At 69.9% G+C, this 23187-nt stretch carries 12 protein-coding genes; 6 read left to right on the top strand and 6 right to left on the bottom strand.

The genetic code is table 11. From position 1 onward, the window contains the following. Positions 1 to 87 precede the first annotated feature (87 nt). A complete protein-coding gene (gene lysS / locus ACPT94_RS34675; RefSeq protein ID WP_360338254.1) occupies positions 88 to 1830 on the bottom strand; it encodes a lysine--tRNA ligase in 1743 nt (580 codons plus the stop codon). 208 nt (positions 1831 to 2038) lie between these two features. Here lysS and argS point away from each other — a divergent pair, with 208 nt between their 5' ends. Both argS and ACPT94_RS34665 read left to right on the top strand, forming a co-directional pair. Continuing rightward, positions 2039 to 3814: an arginine--tRNA ligase gene (gene argS / locus ACPT94_RS34670; RefSeq protein ID WP_360338251.1), complete on the top strand. Its 1776-nt coding sequence runs from the start codon at positions 2039 to 2041 to the stop codon at positions 3812 to 3814. Positions 3815 to 3901: 87 nt separating this feature from the next. Then, positions 3902 to 4066, top strand: coding sequence for a hypothetical protein (locus tag ACPT94_RS34665; protein WP_360338248.1), 165 nt, complete (start codon positions 3902 to 3904; stop codon positions 4064 to 4066). A 191-nt stretch (positions 4067 to 4257) separates the two neighbouring features. On the opposite strand, the gene ACPT94_RS34660 is transcribed toward ACPT94_RS34665, so the two are convergent. Together ACPT94_RS34660 and ACPT94_RS34655 are read right to left on the bottom strand one after the other, a co-directional pair. Continuing rightward, positions 4258 to 4926 (bottom strand): hypothetical protein, encoded by a 669-nt coding sequence (locus ACPT94_RS34660; RefSeq protein WP_360338245.1) that lies wholly within the window; start codon positions 4924 to 4926, stop codon positions 4258 to 4260. A gap of 78 nt (positions 4927 to 5004) precedes the next feature. Then, a complete protein-coding gene (locus ACPT94_RS34655) occupies positions 5005 to 12963 on the bottom strand; it encodes a ricin-type beta-trefoil lectin domain protein (RefSeq protein WP_425247675.1) in 7959 nt (2652 codons plus the stop codon). Between the two features lie 566 nt (positions 12964 to 13529). On the opposite strand from ACPT94_RS34655, the gene ACPT94_RS34650 reads away from it, so the two are divergent. Then, on the top strand, positions 13530 to 16730 hold the full coding sequence (locus tag ACPT94_RS34650) for a DNRLRE domain-containing protein (protein ID WP_425247674.1): 3201 nt from the start codon (positions 13530 to 13532) through the stop codon (positions 16728 to 16730). A 282-nt stretch (positions 16731 to 17012) separates the two neighbouring features. Further along, positions 17013 to 17843 (top strand): DUF4253 domain-containing protein, encoded by an 831-nt coding sequence (locus ACPT94_RS34645; protein WP_360338236.1) that lies wholly within the window; start codon positions 17013 to 17015, stop codon positions 17841 to 17843. 7 nt (positions 17844 to 17850) lie between these two features. Here ACPT94_RS34645 and ACPT94_RS34640 read toward each other — a convergent pair whose 3' ends face one another. Continuing rightward, on the bottom strand, positions 17851 to 19068 hold the full coding sequence (locus tag ACPT94_RS34640) for an aminotransferase-like domain-containing protein (protein ID WP_425247673.1): 1218 nt from the start codon (positions 19066 to 19068) through the stop codon (positions 17851 to 17853). Positions 19069 to 19347: 279 nt separating this feature from the next. Between ACPT94_RS34640 and ACPT94_RS34635 the strand changes: the two genes are divergently transcribed. Continuing rightward, positions 19348 to 19548 (top strand): hypothetical protein, encoded by a 201-nt coding sequence (locus ACPT94_RS34635; protein WP_360338230.1) that lies wholly within the window; start codon positions 19348 to 19350, stop codon positions 19546 to 19548. Here ACPT94_RS34635 and ACPT94_RS34630 read toward each other — a convergent pair. Then, positions 19488 to 20819: a helix-turn-helix domain-containing protein gene (locus ACPT94_RS34630; protein WP_425247672.1), complete on the bottom strand. Its 1332-nt coding sequence runs from the start codon at positions 20817 to 20819 to the stop codon at positions 19488 to 19490. The genes ACPT94_RS34635 and ACPT94_RS34630 overlap by 61 nt on opposite strands. A 188-nt stretch (positions 20820 to 21007) precedes the next feature. Between ACPT94_RS34630 and ACPT94_RS34625 the strand changes: the two genes are divergently transcribed. Then, a complete protein-coding gene (locus ACPT94_RS34625; RefSeq protein ID WP_425247671.1) occupies positions 21008 to 21757 on the top strand; it encodes a DUF4232 domain-containing protein in 750 nt (249 codons plus the stop codon). Position 21758: 1 nt separating this feature from the next. On the opposite strand, the gene hemB is transcribed toward ACPT94_RS34625, so the two are convergent. Continuing rightward, positions 21759 to 22751 (bottom strand): porphobilinogen synthase, encoded by a 993-nt coding sequence (gene hemB / locus ACPT94_RS34620; RefSeq protein WP_360338221.1) that lies wholly within the window; start codon positions 22749 to 22751, stop codon positions 21759 to 21761. Positions 22752 to 23187: the final 436 nt, after the last annotated feature.

Raw genomic sequence — 23187 nt, 5'->3', positions numbered from 1 at the left:
CGCGGTCGGCGTGAAGCGGACGGCGTGACGCATACGAGGAGGGGGCGCCCGGCGAACACCGGGCGCCCCCTCCTCGTGTCGAGCGGTTTACTCCCCGAGGAGGGTCCGCACCCGCTCCTGCCCGACCGCCAGCAGCAGCGTGGGCAGCCGCGGTCCGGTGTCCCGCCCCACGAGCAGGTGGTAGAGCAGCGCGAAGAACGTCCGCTGGGCGGTCTTGATCTCGGCCGGCAGCTCCTTGGGCGTCGCGTCCGCGGAGAATCCGGCCTGGACCTTGGGCACGCCGTAGACGAGGTGCGTCAGTCCGTCCAGCGACCAGTGCGACTCCAGCCCGTCGAGCAGCAGCCGCAGCGACTGCCGGGACGCCTCGTCGAGGGACTTCAGCAGTTCGGTGTCGGGTTCGTCGCGCACGATGGTCCGCTGGTCGGCGGGGACGTGCGTGTTGATCCAGGCCTCGGCCTTGTCGTACCGCGGGCGGGCCTCGTCGAGCGAGCCGAGCGGGTTGTCCGGGTCGAGGTCGGACAGGATGCGCAGGGCCTGGTCCTGGTGTCCGGCGGTGATGTCGGCGACGGAGGCGAGCGTCCGGTACGGCAGCGGCCGGGCCGTACGGGGAAGGTCGCCGCCGGCGGTGCGTACCGCGCGTGAGTGGGCCGCCACGTCGGCCGGGAGGGCGGAGCCGTCCGCGACCTTCGCGTCCAGCTTGTCCCACTCGTCGTAGAGGCGCTGGATCTCCTGGTCGAAGGCGATCTTGAAGGACTGGTTGGGCCTGCGGCGGGCGTAGAGCCACCGCAGGATCTGCGGCTCCATGATCTTCAGGGCGTCGGCGGGGGTGGGCACGCCACCTCGTGAGGAGGACATCTTCGCCATGCCGCTGATGCCGACGAACGCGTACATCGGCCCGATCGGCTGCTTCCCGCCGAAGATGCCGACGATCTGCCCGCCGACCTGGAAGGAGGATCCGGGGGACGAGTGGTCGACGCCGGAGGGCTCGAAGACGACCCCCTCGTACGCCCACCGCATCGGCCAGTCGACCTTCCAGACCAGCTTGCCGCGGTTGAACTCGTTCAGCCGGACGGTCTCGGAGAAGCCGCAGGCGTTGCAGGCGTAGGTCAGCTCGGTGCTGTCGTCGTCGTAGGAGGTGACGGTGGTGAGGTCCTTCTCGCAGTTGCCGCAGTACGGCTTGTACGGGAAGTATCCGGCGGAGCCGGAGCTGCCGTCGTCCTCGCTCGCCGCGCCCGAGCCCTCGGCGGCCTCCAGCTCGGCCTCGTCGACCGGCTTCTGCTGCTGCTTCTTGGCGGGGGCCTTCTTGGTGCGGTACTGGTCGAGGATCGCGTCGATGTCGCCCCGGTGCCGCATGGCGTGCAGGATCTGGTCGCGGTAGACCCCGGAGGTGTACTGCGCGGTCTGGCTGATCCCGTCGAACTCCACGCCGAGCTCGGCGAGCGACTCGATCATGGCGGCCTTGAAGTGCTCGGCCCAGTTCGGGTGCGCCGAGCCCTTGGGGGCCGGGACGGAGGTCAGCGGCTTGCCGATGTGCTCGGCCCAGGTCTCGTCGACGCCCGCGATGCCCGCCGGGACCTTGCGGTAGCGGTCGTAGTCGTCCCAGGAGATGAGGTGCCGGACCTGGTGGCCGCGCCGGCGGATCTCGTCGGCGACGAGGTGCGGGGTCATGACCTCGCGGAGGTTCCCGAGGTGGATGGGGCCGGAGGGGGAGAGGCCGGACGCGACGACAACGGGTTTGCCCGGGGCTCGGCGCTCCGACTCCTCGATGACCTCATCCGCGAAACGGGAGACCCAGTCGGTGGTCTCGGTGCTCTGAGCCACGATCGGCACGTCCTCTTGTTCTGAAGGCTTGTCTGAAGGGGTCGCCTGAGGGGTTGGTCTCAGGGGTTCGTCTGAGGGGTTTGAGTGAAACCGTCGCCGGAAGGTTCCGGCCGGCCCCATTCTCCCAGACCACCATGCGCCCGGGAAAACCGCTTTACCCCCCATGGGATACTGGGCGTGTCTATCCATCCCCACGAGGAGAACGGCACCCACTCCTATGGCCTCGGTCACGTCCCTCAGCGCTTCTGTCCATCAGCGCCTCGCGTCCGCCCTCTCGGCAGCCCTGCCGGAGGCCGTCGACGCAGACCCGCTGCTGCGACGCAGCGACCGGGCGGACTTCCAGGCGAACGGGATCCTCGCCCTGGCGAAGAAGGCGAAGGCGAACCCGCGGGAGCTGGCGACCCAGGTCGTCTCCGAGGTCGTCACCGGCGATGTGATCCAGGACATCGAGGTCTCCGGCCCCGGCTTCCTGAACGTGACGGTCTCCGACCGGGCGATCACCGAGAACCTCGCGGCGCGGTACGCGGACACCGACCGGCTGGGCGTTCCGTACGCGGACGCGCCGGGGACGACGGTGATCGACTACGCGCAGCCGAACGTGGCGAAGGAGATGCACGTCGGCCATCTGCGGTCGGCGGTGATCGGTGACTCGGTGGTCCAGTTGCTGGAGTTCACCGGTGAGACGGTGGTCCGCCGGCACCACATCGGCGACTGGGGCACCCAGTTCGGCATGCTCATCCAGTATCTGGACGAGCACCCGCACGAGCTGGACCACAAGGAGTCCGCGGACCTGCAGGAGTCCGGTGAGGCGGCGATGTCGAACCTCGACCGGCTGTACAAGGCGGCGCGCAAGCTGTTCGACTCCGACGAGGAGTTCAAGACGCGGGCGCGGCGCCGGGTGGTGGACCTGCAGGCCGGTGATCCGCGCACGCTCGCCATGTGGCAGAAGTTCGTCGACGAGTCGAAGATCTACTTCTTCTCCGTCTTCGAGAAGCTGGACATGGAGATCCGGGACCCCGACATCGTCGGCGAGTCCGGTTACAACGACATGCTGGCCGAGACCTGCCGCCTCCTGGAGGAGTCGGGTGTCGCGGTGCGTTCCGAGGGCGCTCTGTGCGTCTTCTTCGACGACGTCAAGGGCCCGGACGGCAATCCGGTCCCGCTGATCGTCCAGAAGTCGGACGGCGGTTACGGCTACGCGGCGACGGACCTGTCGGCGATCCGCGACCGTGTCTTCAACCTGAAGGCGCGCGAGCTGGTCTACGTCGTGGACGCCCGGCAGTCCCTGCACTTCCGGATGGTCTTCGAGACGGCGCGCAGGGCGGGCTGGCTGAACGAGGACGTCAAGGCGCACCAGCTGGCGTTCGGCACGGTCCTGGGCAAGGACGGCAAGCCGTTCAAGACCCGTGAGGGCGAGACGGTGAAGCTGGTCGACCTCCTCGACGAGGCGGTGGACCGGGCGACGGCCGTGGTCCGGGAGAAGGCGGAGAAGGTCGGCCTGACCGAGCAGGAGATCGTCGAGAACGGCCGGTACGTCGGCATCGGCGCGGTGAAGTACGCCGACCTGTCCACGTCCGCGGTGCGGGACTACAAGTTCGACCTGGACCAGATGGTGTCGCTGAACGGCGACACGAGCGTCTACCTCCAGTACGCGTACGCCCGTATCAAGTCGATCCTGCGCAAGTCGGAAGGCGCCCTCCCGGCCGCCCACCCGGAGCTGGAACTAGCTCCGGCAGAGCGTGCGCTGGGCCTGCATCTGGACCAGTTCGGTGAGACGGTCCTGGAGGTCGCGGCGTCCTACGAGCCCCACAAGCTGGCGGCGTACCTCTACCAGCTGGCCTCGCTGCTGACGACCTTCTACGACCAGTGCCCGGTCCTGAAGGCGGACACTCCGGCCCAGAAGGAGAACCGCCTGTTCCTGGTGGACCTGACGGCCCGCACCCTGCACCAGGGCATGGCGCTGCTGGGGATCCGGACGCCCGAGAAGCTCTGACGCGTCCCGCCGGACCGCAACCGACTCCTCGCGCTCACGCGTCCCACCCCTTCAAGGGCGTGGGAACACGAGTGCGAGGAGCGGTGAATGGGCGGCACGGACGACCCCACGATCGGTGAGGCGCTGATCGGCTTCCTGCTGATCGGGGGCGCGGGCGTGGTCATCCCCGCTCTGGTGGTCCTGCCGGCGATCGGCCTGGGCGTCTGGCTGACGCACGCCTTGCGGCGCCGCCGCGCGAAGCGCTCGGCCTGACGCCCGTCAGGGACCGGTACGGGCGCTGCCCTCGGCGGCGTGGTCGGGGCAGAAGCGTCATCACAGACGGCGCTCCAGCGCCGCGACCAGCGGGTGCTCGAAACGCCTCATCCGAGTCATCGACCCCGCCCTCCGCCCGTCGACGGCGAGCATGGCTTGCCCGTATGTCGCCCTACCGAAGGCCTGGATTCTCAGTATTCGTCGTCGAATTCCCGGACGATCCACCTGACGTTGGTGTCGGCATCGAGATAGGTGAGATCTGACGGGTTGACGCCTGCGATGCGCACAGAAGAATAACCGGCCCTGTTCAGCCACGGCGAACTCGGTTCGACCGCCGGGCCGACATTCGCGATCAGAGAATCGCTCATGAAGGTGCGGTAACCAGGGCGCGGCCACCTCCATCCACCGAAACCGATCTCGCGCATCGGGGCGAGAATTGCGGCCAACTCCTCGTTCCGGACCTGGTCGCCGAGTCGACTGGACTCGGCCACCATGATCGTTTCAGTCACGGTTACATGTACGAGAAATTCGGCGAGCCGCTCGGGCACTCTGTCCCATTCGCCTCCTGGCCGCCCTTCGTAGACCACATCCGGTTCGGCGGAATCAAAGGCCCAGCGCCAGTCGCCGGTCGCGTCCTCCATGAAAACGGCTTTTCCCTGGTCCACTTGGATCCGGGAAGGGTCGCTCATTCGATTGCCACCCAACCGCAGCTTCTTCCAGCGAGACGCGAGGCCATGCCACTCCCGGAGCGGCTCAGGAAGCCAAGAAGCCTCGGTCGGCAAGGGGTGCGCGGCGGGCAGCGGTGCACCGTGCCAGCGAGTCAGGAAATCCGGCAAGTGAATATCGGCAGGATCGATCATTCCGCCAGTATGTCACGGCCACCGAAGACAGCGAAGCTCCCGACCGGGGATCAACCGGTCGGGAGCTTCAGGCAGCGATTAGTCAGCGCCGCCGATGAACATTCTGTTCCTGAGGGCTCCGGCCTCGTTCCTCCAGATCACCAGCATTCGGCCGCCTTCCGGAAGCATGGCCCGCATGGCGTCCCTGCAGTACTGGCACGCCCCGTAGGTACCGGTGATGTACAGAGTCGCGTTCTGTCCGGGATTACGCCGCATGATGGCAGCGGTCTGGTTCTCCAGGTGGTGGAAGTTCTCGGCTGTCGTACCCGGAGGCGCCACGTGCCCCGGAAGGCAATTCCGGCATCCGCCATCCGCAGCCACACCTGAAGAGAGGTCGAAACGCGATCCGTCATCGAGAACGAGGTGCCCCGACATTCCACCGGGCTCGTCGAATTGACTGGCCGCCTGGTGTGCGCGGTTGAGGCCGTCCTCCATTTCCGCTTCGCAAGGGAGCGAATTATGGGAAAGGAGGGAAACATCGCCCGCCGCCACGTAGTACGTGTGCAGGTCACCGATGGTCAGGTTGTGGACGGTCGCCGCGAGGCTCGTCCAGCGCTGCACCGCCGTGATCTGGACGTACGTGCCCGCGCTGGTCTGCAGCCACTGCCCGGACTCGAGGTCCGTGGCATTGATCCACTCACGCAGTTCCGGCACCCAGAAGGGGTGGCCGTCGGTCGCGGTGACCTGGGCCGTCTTCGTGCCCTTCTTGCCGTCGGTGTCGACGGTGACCTTGACCAGGTGCTTCAGGCCCTGGCCCTTGATCTCCGCGGTGACCGTCTCGATCCGGGTCTCGCCGGTCTCCGGGTCGGTCGCGACGACCTTGTCGCCGGCCTTCACCTTCTCGATCGGCTTGGTGGAGCCGTCGGCCATCAGGACCTTGGTGCCGGGGACGAAGCTGTTGCAGGAACCGCCGTCCCCGGCCTTACCCGACCCGCCGCTGCCGCTGGATCCGCCCTTGCCACGAGACGAACCGCCCGAGTCGCCGCCGGGCTTGGAGCCGCCGCCCTTGCCGCCGCCGCCCTTGCCGCCGCCCCCGGAGTGGGAGGAAGCCTTCGGAGCCGCCTTGGCCTGCGCCTGCTTCTGTGTCGGGTTACCCGTCTTCCGCTTCGCGGCGGCCGCCGCGTCGGCGCGTCTCTTGGCGGCCTCGGCCGCCTTCTTCTTGGCTCTTTGCGCGGCCTCCCTCTTGGCCTTCTCGATCGCCGCCTTCTTGGCCTTGAGCGCCGCGGCCTCGGCCGCCTTGGCGGCCTTCAGGACCGCCTGCGCGGCCCTCTTGGCGGCCTTGAAGGCCTGGATGGCGTCGATGGTGCGATTGATGGCCTTCAGGACTGACGGGATCTTGCCCAGCTTCGTCCATGGAATGGCGTCCAGGATGATGCTGCCGCACGACCACATGTCACCGCCGAAGCAGGCCATGGCGTCGTTGATGCCGATGAAGTCCTTCAGTGTCTCCCAGGCCACGGCCAGGATCACCGAGGTCAGGGACTTGCCCATCATCGACTGCGCCTGCGCGACCTGTGCCGCGGACAGACCGGCGCCGGCGAGGGCCGCGGCCTTCTCCGAGGCGGTCAGGCTGATCGCCAGACCGGTCGGGTCGGAGTACGTGACCGGGTTGTTGTGCGCGTAGGCGTACCCGTTGGACTGCAGCGGGTCGTTCAGGTCGAGCAACGGGTCGGCGGAGAGGAAGCGTCCGACCACCGGGTCGTACAAGCGGGCGCCGAGCGGCTGGTAGCCGGCGGCGTCGTCCCTGGTCTGGCCGAGGAATCCCTTGTGGGTCTGCAGGCTGGCACCGGCGGTGCCTCGCTCGTTGCCGAAGGGGTCCTGCTTGCGGACGCGTACCGGCATGCCGCCGTAGAGGGCGACCTCCGTGTACACGCTGCCCTGGTGGTCCGAGGTCTGGGCGACCAGGGTCTCCGAGCCGGTGCCGTAGGCGTAGCGCATGACCGCGCCGCCGGGGGCGGCGTAGGTGCGCTGGGTGTTGACGAGGACACCACCCTGCTGGACGGTGACCTCGGCCTCGCCGAGGTGCAGCGTGGCCTGCTTGCCCTTGATGGTCAGCAGACGCTCACCGTCGGGGCCGTAGACGTGACGGGTGTCGTTCTGCGGCAGCCACTGCTGGGCCGTGGAGGCGGCGTCACAGGTGGCGAGCACGATCGGCGTGGCGTTCGCGGTGGCCCCGCCCTGGGGCGCCAGGCACAGGCCGGAGGCGATGTGCGTGAGCTGCCCGGCGGCGTTGCGCCGCAGTTCCTGCGCGGTCGCCTGCGCGGCGGTGGTGCCGCACTTCTGGATCTGCACCGCGGAGCCGGCCGTGTTGGCCGCGGGCTGGAAGCACCAGGTGTCGTACACCGAGAGCGAGCCCCGGTTGGGGTCGGTCTGCGGCGCCGCGGCCGTGCCCGGGGTGGGCGTGAACTTGAAGTTCTGCGCCGGCGAGGCGTTGCAGGGGTACAGCTGGATCGGCTGAGCCGCCGCGGCGGTGCCCGACTTCAGGTCCAGGCACTTCTGCGCCGGACCCACGTACGGGGTCTTGCCGCCGGTGCCCGCACCGGTGATCCGGTCGACCTTGCCGTCGTAGGTCCAGGTCAGGTCCTGCTTGTCACCGTTCTGGATCGACGCGACCGACTTGGTCTCGCCCGTCAGCTCGTACAGACGCTGAGCCTCCGCCTTGACCTGCGCACCCGCCGGGGTGGCGTAGGTCTTCGTCACCTTGGTGAGCGTGCGCGGCTGGCTGCCGTCGGTCTTGCCGTACGCGTAGGTGCTGGTGGCGTTCTTGGTGGTGTCGCCGCTGAGGTCGTTCTCGGTCAGCTTGGTGCGGTTGCCGAGGAGGTCGTACTCGTACTCCTGCCAGTAACCGGAGCCGTCCGTGCCCGCGGCGACCCGGAGCGTGCCGTCGGCGTTCTTGTTGAGCGTGCCGTCGGGGTTGCGCGGGTTGACACAGGTGGTCTGGTCCTTGGAGGTCCAGGCCGACTTCAGCTGACCCATCGGGTCATAGACGAAGCACTGCCGCTCCGCGATCCCGGCGGACTTCTCCTGGATCGAGGTGACGTTGCCCGCCGGGTCGTAGGTGTAGGCCCGGTTGGAGACCAGGTTGCCGCCGACGACGGAGGTGTCCGCGCCCGTGGCGGCGGACTTCTCGCGGTAGACCGAGTGCTCCTTGAGCTCGCCGGTGCCCTCGTCGTACGACGCCTGCGTCCAGACGCGGTACGGCTGGGCGCCCAGAGTCGAGCGGAGGACCTGGCCGTACGCGTCGTACTTGGTCTCGGCGCCGTACCAGTCCTTGCCGGAGATGGAGAGCGGCTTGCCGTCCTTGTTGTAGCGGACGACCAGTTTCTCCGAGGCGAACTTGCCGACTTCCGGAAGGGTGGACTCCTCCAGCGCACCCGTGTCCGAGTACGTGTAGCTGTACGTGTAGTCCTTCTTCAGACCCCATGTGTCGGCGATCGACTGCGGCAGCGACAGGGTGGTCGAGGTCGGCTGGTAGTCCTTCGTGTAACCGCCGACCGACTGCGTGTACGCCAGCGTGTCCGTGTAGCGCGTGGCGGTGGCGGGCATGCCCTTGCCGCCCGGGACGGTGTCGTACGTGTAGTCGGCGAGCACGGTGCCGGCCGAGTCGGTCAGTCGCTGCTGCGTGGGCCGCGACAGCTCGTCGTAGCCGTTCCACACCTTGACGCCACGGGCGTTGGTCGTCGTGAGCACCCGGCCGCGGGCGTCGTAATCCGTACGGGACGTGCCCGTGTCGGGGTCGGTCGCCGTCTGTATCCGGCCGTTGTGGTCGTACGTCCACGTCCACGGGTGCGTCGGGTCCGCCGAGGGGGTGGCCTTCGCGACCTGGCCGTGCGCGTCGTACTCGTAGCGCGTCGACGTGAACCCGCCGGTGGCCGCCGGGTTGAAGGTGTCCGTGCGGATCGTGCGGCCCGTCGCGTCGGTGAAGACACGGTAGGACGAGTCGCCCTCCGGCTGGATCACCTTCGACCAGTCCGCGCCGTACTCGTAGCGGACGGCCCGCTCCGGGTACGCCTTCGAGCTGGACTCCTGCGTGGTCGGGTCCACGTACTTCATGTACGGGGTTTCCTGGAGCACGCGGCCGAGACCGTCGTAGGTGTAGCGGGTGATGTTGGGGATGGCCGTGTCGGAGACCGGGGTGAAGAGCTCGCCCGGCTTGGCCTCGTCGGTCAGGTAGGCGTTGTTGGTCTGGTAGACCTCACCGGCGTTGTTGTACAGCGTGTCGGTGAGCAGCCAGCCGGAGTCGTTGTCGGCCTCCTCCTGCGTCTGCCGCTCGCGGCCGAGGCCGTCGTAGAGGGTGACGGAGGTCTCGATCCGGTCCTCGTAGCCACGTGAGTAGGTGGTGACGTACGGAGGCTTGCGGATCTTGTTGTTCGGGTTGTCCGGGTCGGTCTGCTCCGGCGGGATGGTGTAGACCGCGCGGAAGTCCGGTACGCCGCTGCCGGGGGTGCGGCCCGGAGCCCAGGCCTCGGTGAGCCGGCCCAGCGGGTCGTACGTCGCCTCGCTCACGCGCAGGTTGGCGTCCGTGGTCTTGATCGTGACCGAGCGGCCCGGCTCCAGCTCCTGGACCTGGCTGTGCCCGAGCACGTTGGTCGTGGTGACCTTGAAGACCTGACCGGTGGCCGGCCCGATGGAGTCGTAGGTGATCGTGGAGGACTTCGACGGCACCTTGGTCAGCTGGTCCGGGTCGGTCTGCCGGATCACCCGGCCGATCTCGTCGAAGCCCACCGTGCCGTTGGTCTGGAAGCCGGTACCGGTGCCGTTGAGGGACCAGGTCTCCGTCGCCAGACCGCGGGTGTCGGCGGCGAGCGCCGCGCCGTAGGCTCCGCCGTCGTAGGCGGTGCGGGTGGCGCCGCTCAGCGTGGTGAGGTCGGCCCAGTTCGCATTGGCGCAGGTGGTGGGCGAGACGAGGACCTGCTTGCTGAGACCGATCAGGTTCTTGGCGGTCTGGTGCAGGTACTCGGACTTGGTGCAGGACTCGTCACCGGTCTTGCCGGTGTCGCCCTGCGACTCCACCAGGGTCGGCAGACCGTACGTCGATTCGTACGTCGTCAGCGTCTTGACCGCGCGCACGGTGCGCGGGTCGTCGGTGTTGCTGCCCGACGACTTGGTGTACGCGGTCTCCTCGGGTTCCGTGACCCGCCAGGCCCGCAGCGGGGTCAGGCCGTCGTCGCGGTCGCGCTTGGCGAGTTCGGTGGCCTCCAGCTTGGTGGTCGAGCGGGACAGCCAGTCGGTGTCGGCCTTGGTGGAGTCGGTGTACGTGAGCTCTTCGGCGATCCGGCCGGCGAACGGCTCCCGGTCCTTGGCGATCTCGGCGCCGGTGATGTCCGTGACGGGCACGGTGTCGCCGAGGCCCCGGTAGAAGCGGGTGACGGACTTGGAGCGCTGGCCGGCGCTGGCCTCGTCGTCCGGGCCCGTCAGGACCGCGGTCTGCTCGAAGCCCGCGAACTGCGAGTAGGTGCGCTGGGACTTCTTGGTGAACTCGGACTCGGCGAGCTTCCAGGCCGGGTTCTTGTACTGGTAGGCCGTCTTGACGGTGTAGTTGCCGTCGATGTTCGGCAGTTCCTCGATGGTGTCCACGACGTACTTGTGGAACCAGTCGATGTCCTCGACCTCGGGGTCGGGGTTCCAGAACGACGGGTAGCAGAGCCGGTCGTTCGTCTTGAGCTGGGCCTGCAGCCGGGCCATGGCCGTGGCGCGGTCCTCGCCGGGCTGCTGGTCGAGCAACGGCAGGTTGCCGGTGAGGCAGTCGCCCGCGATCGGCTTGTAGTTGACGACGGTCTCGCCGCCGTACTCGTTGACGACGCGGCCGATGCGCAGCCGGGAGAAGCCGGGGCGCTCCGCGTGGACCGCCTTGACGCGGTTCGGCATGTCCTCGGTGCTGGGCTCGAACCGCACCGTGTTGAGCGTCACGCTCTCGTCGGTGGAGCCTTTACGGGCGTAGCCGGTGCGCTGGATCGACTCCAGCCACAGGGCGGTGTTCGGGCCGGTCTTCAGCTCGGCGAAGCTCTGCTTCAGCTGGTACACGTCGACGACCTGGCGGGCGGCGGTGTCGGTGCGCCGCTGGGCCGAGGTCGTGATCTTGTCGAGGCGCTTGCGGGTCCAGAAGGACGGGCCGGCGTTCCAGCACTTCTTGCCGGCCTCACAGCGCAGGTCGGCCGGGGTGTCGAACCAGGGCCGGTAGTTGCGCGGGTCCTTGGACGTGAAGTTGGTTTCGGAGCAGGTGACGTCGTCGACGGTGTAGCAGCGCTCTTCGACGCTGAAGCCGACCCGGGCCGGGGCGGTCGCCGTGAAGATGTTGTCGCTGCGCTGGCCGTAGTCGATGTGGTCGAGCCAGCCGTCGCGGTCGTAGGGGACCGGATCCTTGAAGTTGAAGTTGCGCGCGTAGTAGTTCGGCGCGTCCTTCTTCCACCACAGCGACATGGCGTTGCCGTGGACGTCCTCGACGTAGTCGAGGCCCCAGCGCCAGCCCTGCGTGCACCAGGAGTTGGTCCAGTCGGTGGTCGTGGAGCCCTTGTAGCAGTCCTCGCCCGAGTGGTTGCCGTAGACCGGGACCGTGAGCACCGAGTCGGTGGTCGGGTCGTCGGCGGCGGTGCCGTGGTCGGACCAGCCCGGGAGCTTGTTCTTGCCGAAGTGGTACTTGGTGCCGTCCTTGGTGGTGACGACCCAGTACTCACCGTCCCTGGCACCGTTGCCGGTGGCCTCGCCCTTGATCAGCTGGACGGTGGAGCCGTCGCCGTTGGCCGTGAACCACTTGCCCTTGGTCGAGTCCCACACCAGTTCGGTGGTCATGCCGCCGAGCGAGAGGGTGGCGTTCTCCGAGCCCCAGCACAGGTCCGCGGTGCGGTGCGTGGAGTTGTTGGAGCCGGCCTTCTTGGAGTCCTGGCGGCAGTTGGCGTACGTACGGGTGATGGAGCCCGCGTTGTAGTCCCAGCCGTCACCGATCCAGGAGGCCTGGTTGTTGGTGGACGACGTGCGGCCGTCGACGGACTGGGAGGAGTACGACAGGCCGACCTTCGGCATCAGGCCGCCGGCGGTCTCCGGGACCTGGGCCTGGTACGAGTAGGTGAAGGCGCCCGAGGAGGAGCCGGACGACCAGGAGCCGGAGGACAGCAGCGGCGAGGCCGTGAAGTCACCGGACGCCGAGGAGCCGGTGTCGAGGCCGCCGACGGCGGCGCCGCCGTTCGCGGCGACCGCGGGCTGGACGCCGTCCCGGTAGGAGGCCTTCGTCGCCCCGGAGGGGACGAAGCCCTCGTCGACGAGGCTGGAGACCGGGATGCTGCCGCTGAGGATCTTGCGGGTCTTGGCGTTCTTGGCCGTCTTGGTCCTGGTGGGCGCGTCCTTGGCCGCCACGGTCTTCACCGTGCTGCGCAGCCGCTGGAAGTTCTTCTTGCCGTTCTTGACGTCCTTGTCCCCGTCGGAGAAGGACATCGTGGTCATACCGCCGCCGTCGGCGCAGTCGCCCGTGGTCGGGGAGGAGTAGACGCACTCGGGCAGCAGCATCAGGCCGAAGCGGTCGGCGGCCTGCGGTCCGTAGAGGTCGGCGAAGCCGGTGGTGTCGATGCTGATCGCCACCTCGGCGGCCGGGTCGACCGTGGCCGGCGGGGTGAGCTTCATGACGATGCCCGAGACTCCCGCGTCCTGCGAGGTCGTCTGCGGGGCCACGCCGACGGTCCAGTCGCCGGCGAGGGCGGAGGGGTCGCCGCCCTCGGGGACGCCGATGGCGACCGGCAGGTTGTTGGTGACCGGCACGGTGGTGCCGGGCGTGCTGGTCGTGGAGAGGGTGGCGTTACCGGTGCCGGAGGTCCACGGCGCGGTGGCGGTGGGGGTGTACGGGGCGACCGGCTTCTCGGGAGCCAGCGTCAGGGTCTTGTCGGCGGCCTCGTCGCCCTCGACGTCGGTGGCCTTCGGGAGGTCCGGGAGGTCGACCTTGGCGATCGACTCCTCGCGGCTCATGCCGGGGTCGGGGATGGCCAGCGCCTGCCCGCCCAGGCTGGTCACGGTCAGCGTCGAGGACAGCAGAAGAACGGTCGCCGTGCGGCTTCGCCGCCGGCGCCTTCGTTGTGACTCTGTCAGGGCTGGGCGTCGCCGCCCCAGCCATGACAGCGGACCTGAAGCACGCATACGCGTCGACTCCCACCCTGGCAATTCATTCAACGGACGAGGTGCGCAAACACCGAAGGGCACACGTCTGGCTCAGGCGCGTGCGTGCGCACTCTCTGTCATGTCCTGCGCAGATATCAAGATCCAGGGTGGGCGCCAGAACAGCTGAATGTGATCTGCGTCATAGATGGAATCCAGCCAGATCATTCCCCCATCGACCAATCAGATTATTGGTGGAATTCCCCCAATCACTGCCAATGTCATTCCCAAAAGACCTTGAACCGGACTTGGTTGACACCGAGTCGCATTGGTTCCCCATTGGCATAACAAGTTCACAACATCGTCATGCATGGACGAGATCCTTCGCATGTGTGATCGTGTGCGCGCCTTCTGCCCCGCGGCCTGCCGAACGGGGCTGTCTGTGCTGTCCTCAATCCGCTTGGTTCCCACGGGAGTAGACCGCCGTGACCGCGCCGCCCCGATATCTCAGCCCATTCGTGCGCACGCGCACGCGGCTGTCCCTGACCCTCGGCCTCGTGCTGGCCGCCCTGACCGCCGCCCTGCTGCCGTGGTGGCACCCCGGTGGCTCCGCCCCGGCCAAGGCCGACGGCGCCACCGACGCCACCCCCGCCTCCACCGGGCCCCGCGACGAGGCCGCCGCGATGGCCGAAGCCCTGCGCACCCACAAGCAGGTGCTCGTCGACACGGCCACCACGGCCACCAGGCTGACCTGGGCGCTGCCCAGCGGCCAGCTGAAGACGCGGATCACGGCCGCGCCGACTCGGGCGAAGAACGCCGAGGGCGAGTGGGCCCCGATCGACAACACCCTGAAGCGAACGGACAAGGCCGCCAAGGGACTTGGCGTCGCACCCGTGAACCCGGCCGTCTCCGTCCGCTTCGCAGGCGGCAGCGGTACGAAGGCGCGCGCCGACCGCTCCTTCGTCCGGGCCGAGACCCCGGGCGAGACGGTGCTCGCCGAGGTGGACCTCGGCGGTCACACCGTGGCGTACACCTGGCCGGGCGCCCTGCCCGAGCCGGTGCTCGACGGTCCCCGGGCCCTCTACTCCGAGGTCCTGCCGGGCGTCGACCTGCTGCTGGTGGCCCGCGAGGAGGGCGGCATGGCGCAGGTCCTGATCGTCAAGACCCCTGAGGCGGCACACCAGAAGGCGCTGGCCACCATCGCCTACGGGCTGCGCTCGGACACCGCCGTCTTCCGGCAGGACCGCAAGGCCAGCCGGGTCCAGGTCCTGGACAAGGCCGGCAAGGAGGTCGGCTCGATCCCCACGCCGTTCGCGTGGGACTCCAGCGGCCGTGACCCCGAACTGCCCGAGGGCGCCCCGCACCGCACGGCCGTGGGCACCCCGGCCGAGGTGCTGAAGTTGTCGGGCCTCACCGGCATCGAGCCCGGCGCCGAGTCCGCGCCCCTGCCGATCGGCCTGGGCGGCGAGAACACCGGCGCCGCCCGTCTGGAGCTCGGCTTCGCCACCACCGGCCTGGCCGACCGCGCGGGCGTCACCTACCCGCTGTTCGTCGACCCGCCGCTGAACCCGGGCTGGGACGCCTGGACGGTGGCGTACAAGCCGTACCCGAGCACGAGCTTCTTCAACGGCACGAACTTCTCCTCCGGCACCTCCGACGCCCGCGTCGGCCACGAGAGCGACACCGGGGGCACCGCCCGCTCGTTCTGGCGCATGGACTGGGACAAGAACATCAAGGGCGCCGAGATCAGCAGCGCGACCTTCAAGGTGCTCAACAACCACTCCTGGTCCTGCACGGACCGCGAGTTCCAGATCTGGCGCACCGGCTCGATCTCCTCCGGCACGACCTGGAACGCGCAGCCGAGCTGGTCCGACGAGCTCCAGCGCAAGTCCTTCGCACACGGCTGGTCGTCGAGCTCCTGCCCGGACGCCTACGAGGCTTTCAACGTCAAGGACGCCGCCCAGTACGTCACCACCCAGGGCTACTCGAGTCTCACCCTCGGCATGCGCGCCACCAGCGAGTCGGACACCCAGACCTGGCGCAAGTTCAGGGCGACCTCCGCGACCGTCGAGGCCGTGTACAACCGCAAGCCGAACGAGCCCACCGACGGCGAGACCGTTCCCGGCGGCGACTGTGTCATCGGCTCCCCGGGCCGCACGGTCGGCAAGACGGACCTGACCCTCAAGGCGCGTGCCACGGACCCCGACAACAACCTGAAGGGCCTGCGCTTCCGGTTCTGGAAGGCGGGCACGACCGCCCCGACCGGCGTTCTGGCCACCAACCTCAGCAGCGGCTGGGCCTCGACGAAGATCGAGTCGACCGACCTCGTGGACAAGACCACCTACTACTGGGACGTGCGCGCGGAGGACTCCAACTCCCCCACCCCGGCGGTCTCCACCTTCTTCCCGGCCGGTACCACGCCGTGCGCCGTGACCATCGACGGCTCCGGTCCGCCCCCGCCGGTCGTCACCAGCGACGTGTGGCTCCGGGCCACCTCGGACGGCGCCACCTGGGCGAAGGTGAACTTCGGTCTGACCGGGCCGATCGCCTTCTCGTCACCGGGCGCGGCGAAGTTCACGTACGCCTGGGGCGGCGTCGCCCCGGTCCCGGTCAACGCCGACGCCGGCGGCAACGCCAGCGTCCCCGACCTGCAGCCGCCGAACGCCGGCCCCAACACCCTCCAGGTGTACGCCTACGACACCCTGGGCAACCCGAGCGCGCGCACCGACTACACGACCTACGTCCCGCCGAAGAACAACGCCGACACCCCCGGTGACACGGGCGGCGACGGCACCCCCGACCTGCTCGTCATCGACGCCACCGGCGTGCTGAAAACGTACCCGGGCGTGCCGGTCGGCGGCGAGGGCCAGCCGGGCGGCGAGCTGTACGAAAAGCTGACCTCGTCCTACAGCCGGGGCGCCGACGGCAAGGCGGTGCTGAACCCTCCGGGCCACTGGTACGACGCCGCCTCGACGATCGGCAACAAGGCCGCGCTGATCGCGCACTACCAGGACACCTACCCGGGCGACGGCACCACGGACCTGTTCGCCCGCACCCCGGACGGCGGCTTCTGGCTCTACCCGGGTGACGGCTACGGCTCGTTCGACGTCGACCAGCGGATGAAGGTCCGCCTGCCGTCGAACGCGCCCGCGCCGTCCACCTGGACCCAGCTGAAGGCCGTCGGCGACATCACCGGCGACAAGCTGCCCGACCTGACGCTGCGCACCGCCGCGGGCTTCTGGGTGCTCTCCGGCTACACCGGCGGCAGCGTCCAGACCGCGACGTTGATGAACGCAGACGCCTGGGCCCGCCGCGACATCGTCAACCTGGCCGACATGAACAAGGACGGCACGCCCGACCTGCTCTGGCGCAACCTGGACAACGGCAACATGTACCTCCGCCGCGGCAAGCCCGGCGCGGTGACGGGCAGCGTCGACCTCAACTCCCTGATGCTGGCTGCCAATGCCGTCAACGGGGACGAGTCCTTCGGTACCGGCTGGACCGACACCAACGTCAACGCGGCGATCGGCATCCCGGACATCAGCAACGACGGCATCCCGGACATCTGGGCCCGCTTCGTGTCCGACGGCCACATGGCCGTCTATCACCCGTCCACCACCAACACCAACGCCGCGGTGAAGACCGTCATCGGGTCCGGCTGGAACGACAAGCTCGCCTTCGGGTGACCTGATCCCCCTTCGGACGCGTACGGGTGAGCCCCCGGTGCCGCACGGCACCGGGGGCTCACCCCTTTCCCCGGCGTGCTTCGCCGCGGACGGCCGGATGCGGGTCCACCGCCCGTCCCGGACGGCTGTCGCCGACGCCTGGTGACACCCACCGAGCCCCCGGTCACCCTCATATGGGGGGCCGGGGCTCGGCCGTCCACGCCCTGCACCGGGCCACGGTCGCTCCGCCCCGGGGATCCGGTGCCCATCCCACTGTCAGTGCCGCCCTCTACAGTCACGGGCATGGCGACTCTTCCCAACCCGCTGCCCAAGCTGGCGTCCGACCCGAGCGGACGGTCTCTGGGGCTTCAGCTGCCGCCGGGCAGGCTCATCGACGCGGCGACCGAGGACGCCTCGGCCGAACCGGTGCTGTGGCATGCCGAGAAGGCCGCGTCGCCCGGCAGTTGGACCGCGCTGGGCGGCCGAGCCGGGCGGGCCGGGCTTCTGCCGGTGCTCGTCGACGTGGGAGGCCGGGGCGGCCCGGAGAGGTGGGACCTGATGCCCGGGGAGGTGTCCTACCCGGGCGACCACAGCGCCGAGGACGTCCTGGCGGACTTCTGGGAGATGGACGAGGAGGAGGACGAGGGGTACTGGGACGACGAGACGGACGAGATGCTCGCACCGTTCGGCCCCGACTGGCCCGGTTTCGCCTCCTCCCCCGCCCTCACCATCGACCCGGCCGTCTGCGCCGCCCAAGTCGCCGACTCGCTGACGGACGGCACCCGTTCCTGGCCCGAGAAGCCGCGCCTGGCCCTGGTCCCGGCCCGCCGTTCCGCTGACATCCCGGCCGCGATCGGCTGGTCCGGCCCGCTCAACCACGAGAGCGACGTGGCTCGTCTCTGCGCCGTCCTGCGCTCCTGGGAGGACCGCTTCGGCATACGCGTCGTCGCCCTCGGCTTCGACCTGCTCGCGGTTTCCGTGGCCGCGCCGCCCACCACGACGGAGGAGGCGGAGGCGGTGGCCGCCGAGCACTTCGCGTTCTGCCCGGACAACATCACGCAGGGTCCGGGCAGTCTGCGTCAGTACGCGAAGGAGCTGATCGGCGAACGCACCTGGTACTTCTGGTGGGACTGATCCGTCCTTACTTCCCGAGCCCCCGCCCCAGCCTGCGCAGCCCCTCCCCGATCTCCTCCGGCGTCTGGGTCACGAAGCAGAGCCGCAGGGTGGAGCGGTCGGGCTCGCCGGCGTGGAAGGGGGCGCCGGGGACGTAGGCCACGCCCTCCCGCACCACCTGCGGGAGCAGGGCGGTGGTGTCATGGCCGTCCGGAAGGCGGGCCCAGAGGAACATGCCGCCCTGGGGCCGGTTCCAGGACGAACCCTCGGGGAGGGCCTCGGGGAGGCCGGCGAGCATGGCGTCCCGTCGCTCGCGGTAGACGGCGGCGACGCGGGCGACGTGCGCGTCGAGGTCGGTGTCGGCCAGGTAGCGGGCGGCGGCGAGCTGGTTGACGGTCGGGGTGTGCAGGTCGGCCGCCTGCTTGGCGACCGCGCAGGCCCGCCGCAGGTCGGCCGGGGCGCGCAGCCAGCCCAGCCGCAGGCCGGGGGCCATCACCTTGGAGAAGGAGCCGAGGAGCACGGTGCGGTCGCGGGCGTCGGGGTGGGCGGCGATCCAGGGGACGCGCTCACCGTCGTAGCGGAGCTCGCCGTAGGGGTCGTCCTCGACGATCCACAGGCCGTGGCGGGCGGCGACGGTGGCGAGGGCGGCGCGGCGCTCGGCGGGGAGGGTGCGGCCGGTCGGGTTCTGGAAGGTGGGGACGGTGTAGAGCAGCTTGGGACGTTCGCGGGCGACCAGGTCGGCGAGGGCCTCCGGGTCGGGGCCGTCCGCGTCGCCGGGCACGGCGACGATCCGGGCGCCGGCGAGGCCGAAGACCTGGAGGGCGGCGAGGTAGCAGGGGTCCTCGACGAGGACGGTGTCGCCGGGGTCGAGCAGGGCGGTGGCGAGGAGGGACAGCGCCTGCTGTGAGCCGGTGGTGACGAGGAGGTCGTCGGCGTTCGTCGGCAGTCCCCGCGCGGTCATGCGCCGCGCGAGCGGCTCACGGAGCGTGGGCTCGCCTTCGGTGGTGGCGTACTGCAGGGCGCGGCCGGGTGTCTCCTCCAGCACCTGCCGGAAGGCGGCGGCGACGCCCTCCCGGTCGAACAGTTCGGGCGCGGGCAGTCCGCCCGCGAAGTTGATCACCTCGGGGCGCGCGGTGACGGCGAGGATGTCCCGGACGGGCGAGCCACCGATGGCGCGGGCCCGCGCGGCGAGCGGCGGAACGGGAGACGTACCGGCCGGAGTGGGGGTCGCTGGGGCAACGGTCATGACACGGCTCCTTCGGCTGCGGGGCGGCGCGTTCCGCCCACCCTCTTCCTCGCGCCCCCGCAGCCTAGGGAGATGGCTGCCGTCTACAGGTACCTTTCCGGGATTCGGACGCAACCGGAGGCTTCCACTCCGCCCGCCCGCGGTCGCCCCCCGAGCGTCCCGGACCCCGTCCCAGGGAGACAGCGTTCCCGCAGGTCACCAGGGGTGGGACAGCGTCCGCGTCCCGAATTCCCCGCCGACGGTGGCCCCCACGGCAACCGTACGGCCAGGCTGACCCCCATGCCCAAGCAAGCCACCCCCACCCGTCGCGCCCGCACCCGCCTTCTCGCCGCCGCCCTCACCTGCGCCGCCGCCCTCACCCTCACGGCGTGCCACGACGGCGAGGGCCTGCGCGACGAGGGCCCGTCCGAGTCGAGCGCCTACGGGGTCGGCGAGGCCCCGGCCCGCTCCCACGCGGAACCGCCGAGCGGGAACTCGTAGGCGGGCCGCCCGTTGTTGCCGCTCGTGCGGAACGGCTTGCCGTCGTCGTCGACGGTGATCGTGCCGCGCCGCGACCCGCTGGACCAGGACAGCTCCAGCACCCAGCTCACGTCGTACGCGGAGGCGTCGGCGCTGACGTAGTAGGTCTCCGGGTCGGACTCGCTCACCGTGAACGGGAAGTCGTCGTGCCCGGCCTCCGGCACGAGCTTCGGCCGCGCCGCGTCGAGGGCGACGGTGAAGTAGCGCTTCGGCACCCCGCCGCCGCAGCCGACCCCCGGGTAGCCCATGGCGTAGTCGTTCCAGGGGAGCGGCGACCTCTTCGCGACCGTTCGGACGGTCAGCTTGTTCACGACCACGGTCTCGGCCCCGGTCCCCTGCACGGTCAGCTCCAGGTACTGCTGCCCCGAAGACACGGCCTTGTGCGCGGCCACCCAGGCGGGCGCGTCCTGCTCGGGCGGCGGCGGCGCCACCTGCCCCGGCTCCTTGTCGATCAGGTACCGCTGCCCACAGGGGCCTTCCCAGGCGTACGGGCGGACGGAGACGGCGAGGGCGGGGGCCGTGGGGGCGGAGTCGGGGCCGGCCTCGGCCTTGCCCTTGGCGGCGGACGACTCCGGGGAGGCGACCGAGGGGGACGCCGACACCGAGGGCGAGGCAGAGGCGGAAGGGGAGGCGGAGGCGGACGGCGAGACCCTCTGCGCCCCCGGCTTCCCCTGCACGGACGCGGCGGCCCCAACAGGCCTGCCGCCGCTGCCGTCGTCGCCGCCCGGCCCGCCGCCGGTCAGGCTCAAGGAGAGCGCGAGGGCCACGGCACCGACGGCGGTGGCCCCGGAGATCCCCGCGAGGAGCAGCGGACGCCGAACCCGGCGCGGCGGCCCTTCCCCGTCGCCGTCCTCGTCCCGCCCAGGCCCGTGAGGCGTGTCCGTCACGGCCTCCACCACAGGCTCGGCGGCGGCATCGCTCCCGGGCTCGCCCCCGGCCGCGTCACCGCCCTTCCTCCCCCGCCCCGCGTCCGCCAGCACCCACCGCCGGTGCAGCTCGACGAGCTCCTCCGGCGTCGCCTTGCAGAGCCGGGCCAGCCGTTCCACGGGCGCGTAGTCCGTGGGGACGGCGTCCCCGTTGCAGTAGCGGTGCAGCGTCGACGTACTCATGTGGAGCCGTTTGGCGAGCGTCCCGTAGGACAGCCCGGACCGATCCTTCAACTCCCGCAGCAGTGACGCGAACTCGGCCGCAGACACCGTTCGATACCCCCGTGTCCTGTCCCCGTGTCCCATTCCGGCGTTCCAGGAATGGTCTGTTTTCCCAGTTCAGAGCCTTGTGGGCATTCCAGTGTCCCTGATCGCCCACGAGTCGTGGCGGCCGGGACGGATCACCCCACAAGCTGTGGCCATCCAAGCACGCCGCTCCCGCCGACCGGTCGAACGGCCTGTGCCAACCACTGTTTTCGGAAGAGGACTTCGTCATGCGCATCCGCCGCACCAGCCGCCTGCTCGTCCCCGCGATCGCCGCACTCGCCGCTCTCTCACTCACCGCGTGCGAGAACGGCACGCGCACGAAGGACGAGGGCGCGTCGGTCCCGGCGACGTCGTCGACGGTCACCCCGCAGCCCGCGGCGACCGACAAGCCGACGACCGGCACGACCACCGGCACCGGCACCTCAACCGGCACCGGCACGACCACCGGAACCGGAACCGGCACGGGCAAGGGCACGAAGCCCAACGGCGAACCGTCCGCCAAGCCGGCCGCCGACACCACCCCCGGCAAGGACCCGAACGCGCCCGAGAACCGCGTCCTGTGCAACGGCTCGAACACCAAGGTCACCGCCCAGCCGGTCCCCCGCCCCCTGAACCACATGCTGATCACCGTCACCAACACCGGCAGCAAGACCTGCGACCTGACCTACTACCCCGTCCTGCGCTTCGACGAGATGCAGTGGGCGCCGCAGGCCGCGAAGGGGACCCAGCCGCAGGCGGTGACGACTCTGCGACCCGGTGAGTCCGGCTACGCGGGCGTCCTGCTCTCGGCCGCCGACGGCAGCGGCGACGGCGGTACGACGGCCAAGAAGCTGACGGTCCACTTCCAGGGCTACACGCCGAACAGCGACGGCGGCGCCACCGCGCTGCCGTCCCTGCCGGCCGAGGGCGTGTACTACGACAGCTCGCTGACGGTGACGTACTGGCAGCAGTCCATGGAGGACGCCCTCAACTGGTGAACTACCGAACCTTGCGGGCGGCCTCGGTCGCCCAGTAGGTGAGGATGTTCTGCGCGCCGGCCCGCTTGATGCCGGTCAGCGTCTCCAGGATCGCCCGGTCGCGGTCGACCCAGCCCTTCTCGGCGGCGGCCTCGATCATCGAGTACTCACCGGAGATCTGGTAGGCGGCGACCGGCACGTCCACGGCGTCGGCGACCCGCGCCAGGATGTCGAGATAGGGGCCGGCCGGCTTCACCATCACCATGTCGGCCCCCTCCTCCAGATCGAGGGCGAGCTCACGCATCGACTCCCGCACATTGGCCGGGTCCTGCTGGTACGTCTTCCGGTCCCCCTTCAGCGAGGACCCCACCGCCTCCCGGAAGGGCCCGTAGAAGGCGGACGAGTACTTGGCGGTGTAGGCGAGGACGGCCACGTCCTCCCGCCCGATCTGGTCGAGGGCGTCGCGGACGACGCCGATCTGCCCGTCCATCATCCCGCTGGGCCCCACCACATGGGCCCCGGCGTCGGCCTGCACCTGCGCCATCTCGGCGTACCGCTCGAGGGTGGCGTCGTTGTCGACGCGCCCCTCGGCGTCGAGAACGCCGCAGTGCCCGTGATCGGTGAACTCGTCCAGGCACAGGTCGGACATGACGAGCAGGTCGTCCCCGACCTCGGCCCGCACATCCCGCAGAGCGACCTGGAGAATGCCGTCCGGATCGGTCCCGGCGGTCCCGGCAGCGTCCTTCTTCGCCTCCTCCGGCACCCCGAAGAGCATGATCCCGGAAACCCCGGCCTCCACCGCCTCCAGCGCGGCCTTCTTCAGGCTGTCCCGGCTGTGCTGCACGACCCCCGGCATGGCCTGGATCGGCACCGGCTCACTCACACCCTCCCGCACGAACGCGGGCAGGATGAAGTCGGCCGGATGCAACCGGGTCTCGGCGACCATGCGCCGCATCACGGGAGTGGTCCGCAGCCGCCGAGGACGCGTACCGGGAAAAGAACCGTACTTCGTCATACACCAAAGCTACGCCCGCCCCCACACCCCCTTTACCGACGCCTCGTCGGCGCCGCCCCACCCACAAGTCCCTTCCCCGGAGAACACCGCAACCGCCCTCCGACGGAAGTGAGCAGTGACGCCCGGGCGCAGCCCCACACACCCCCAGCCACCCCCCGGCGGGAGCGAGCCGTGTCCGCTGCAGCGCAGCCACACCGCTCCCGCACCGGCCATCGCACGGAAGCGAGCCGTGACCACCACGGCGCAGCCACGACGCTCCCGCACCCGCGAGACGGCGTACCCGGTTCGTGGCAGCCCGGCGCAGCCACAACGCTCCCGCAGTCGCCATGGCACGGGAGCGGGTCGTGGCGGTGCGGCAGGAGCCCGTCGCTCAGCTCGTCACAGCCAAGTCGGACTGTGGCAGCAGGCAGCCGTACGCCCAACACGCGACGGGCTC

The organism is Streptomyces aurantiaciflavus (genome assembly GCF_049808595.1).
Classification (GTDB): domain Bacteria; phylum Actinomycetota; class Actinomycetes; order Streptomycetales; family Streptomycetaceae; genus Streptomyces.
Note: the sequence above shows the minus strand (reverse complement) of the source record. Positions and strands in the feature narration are given on the sequence as shown.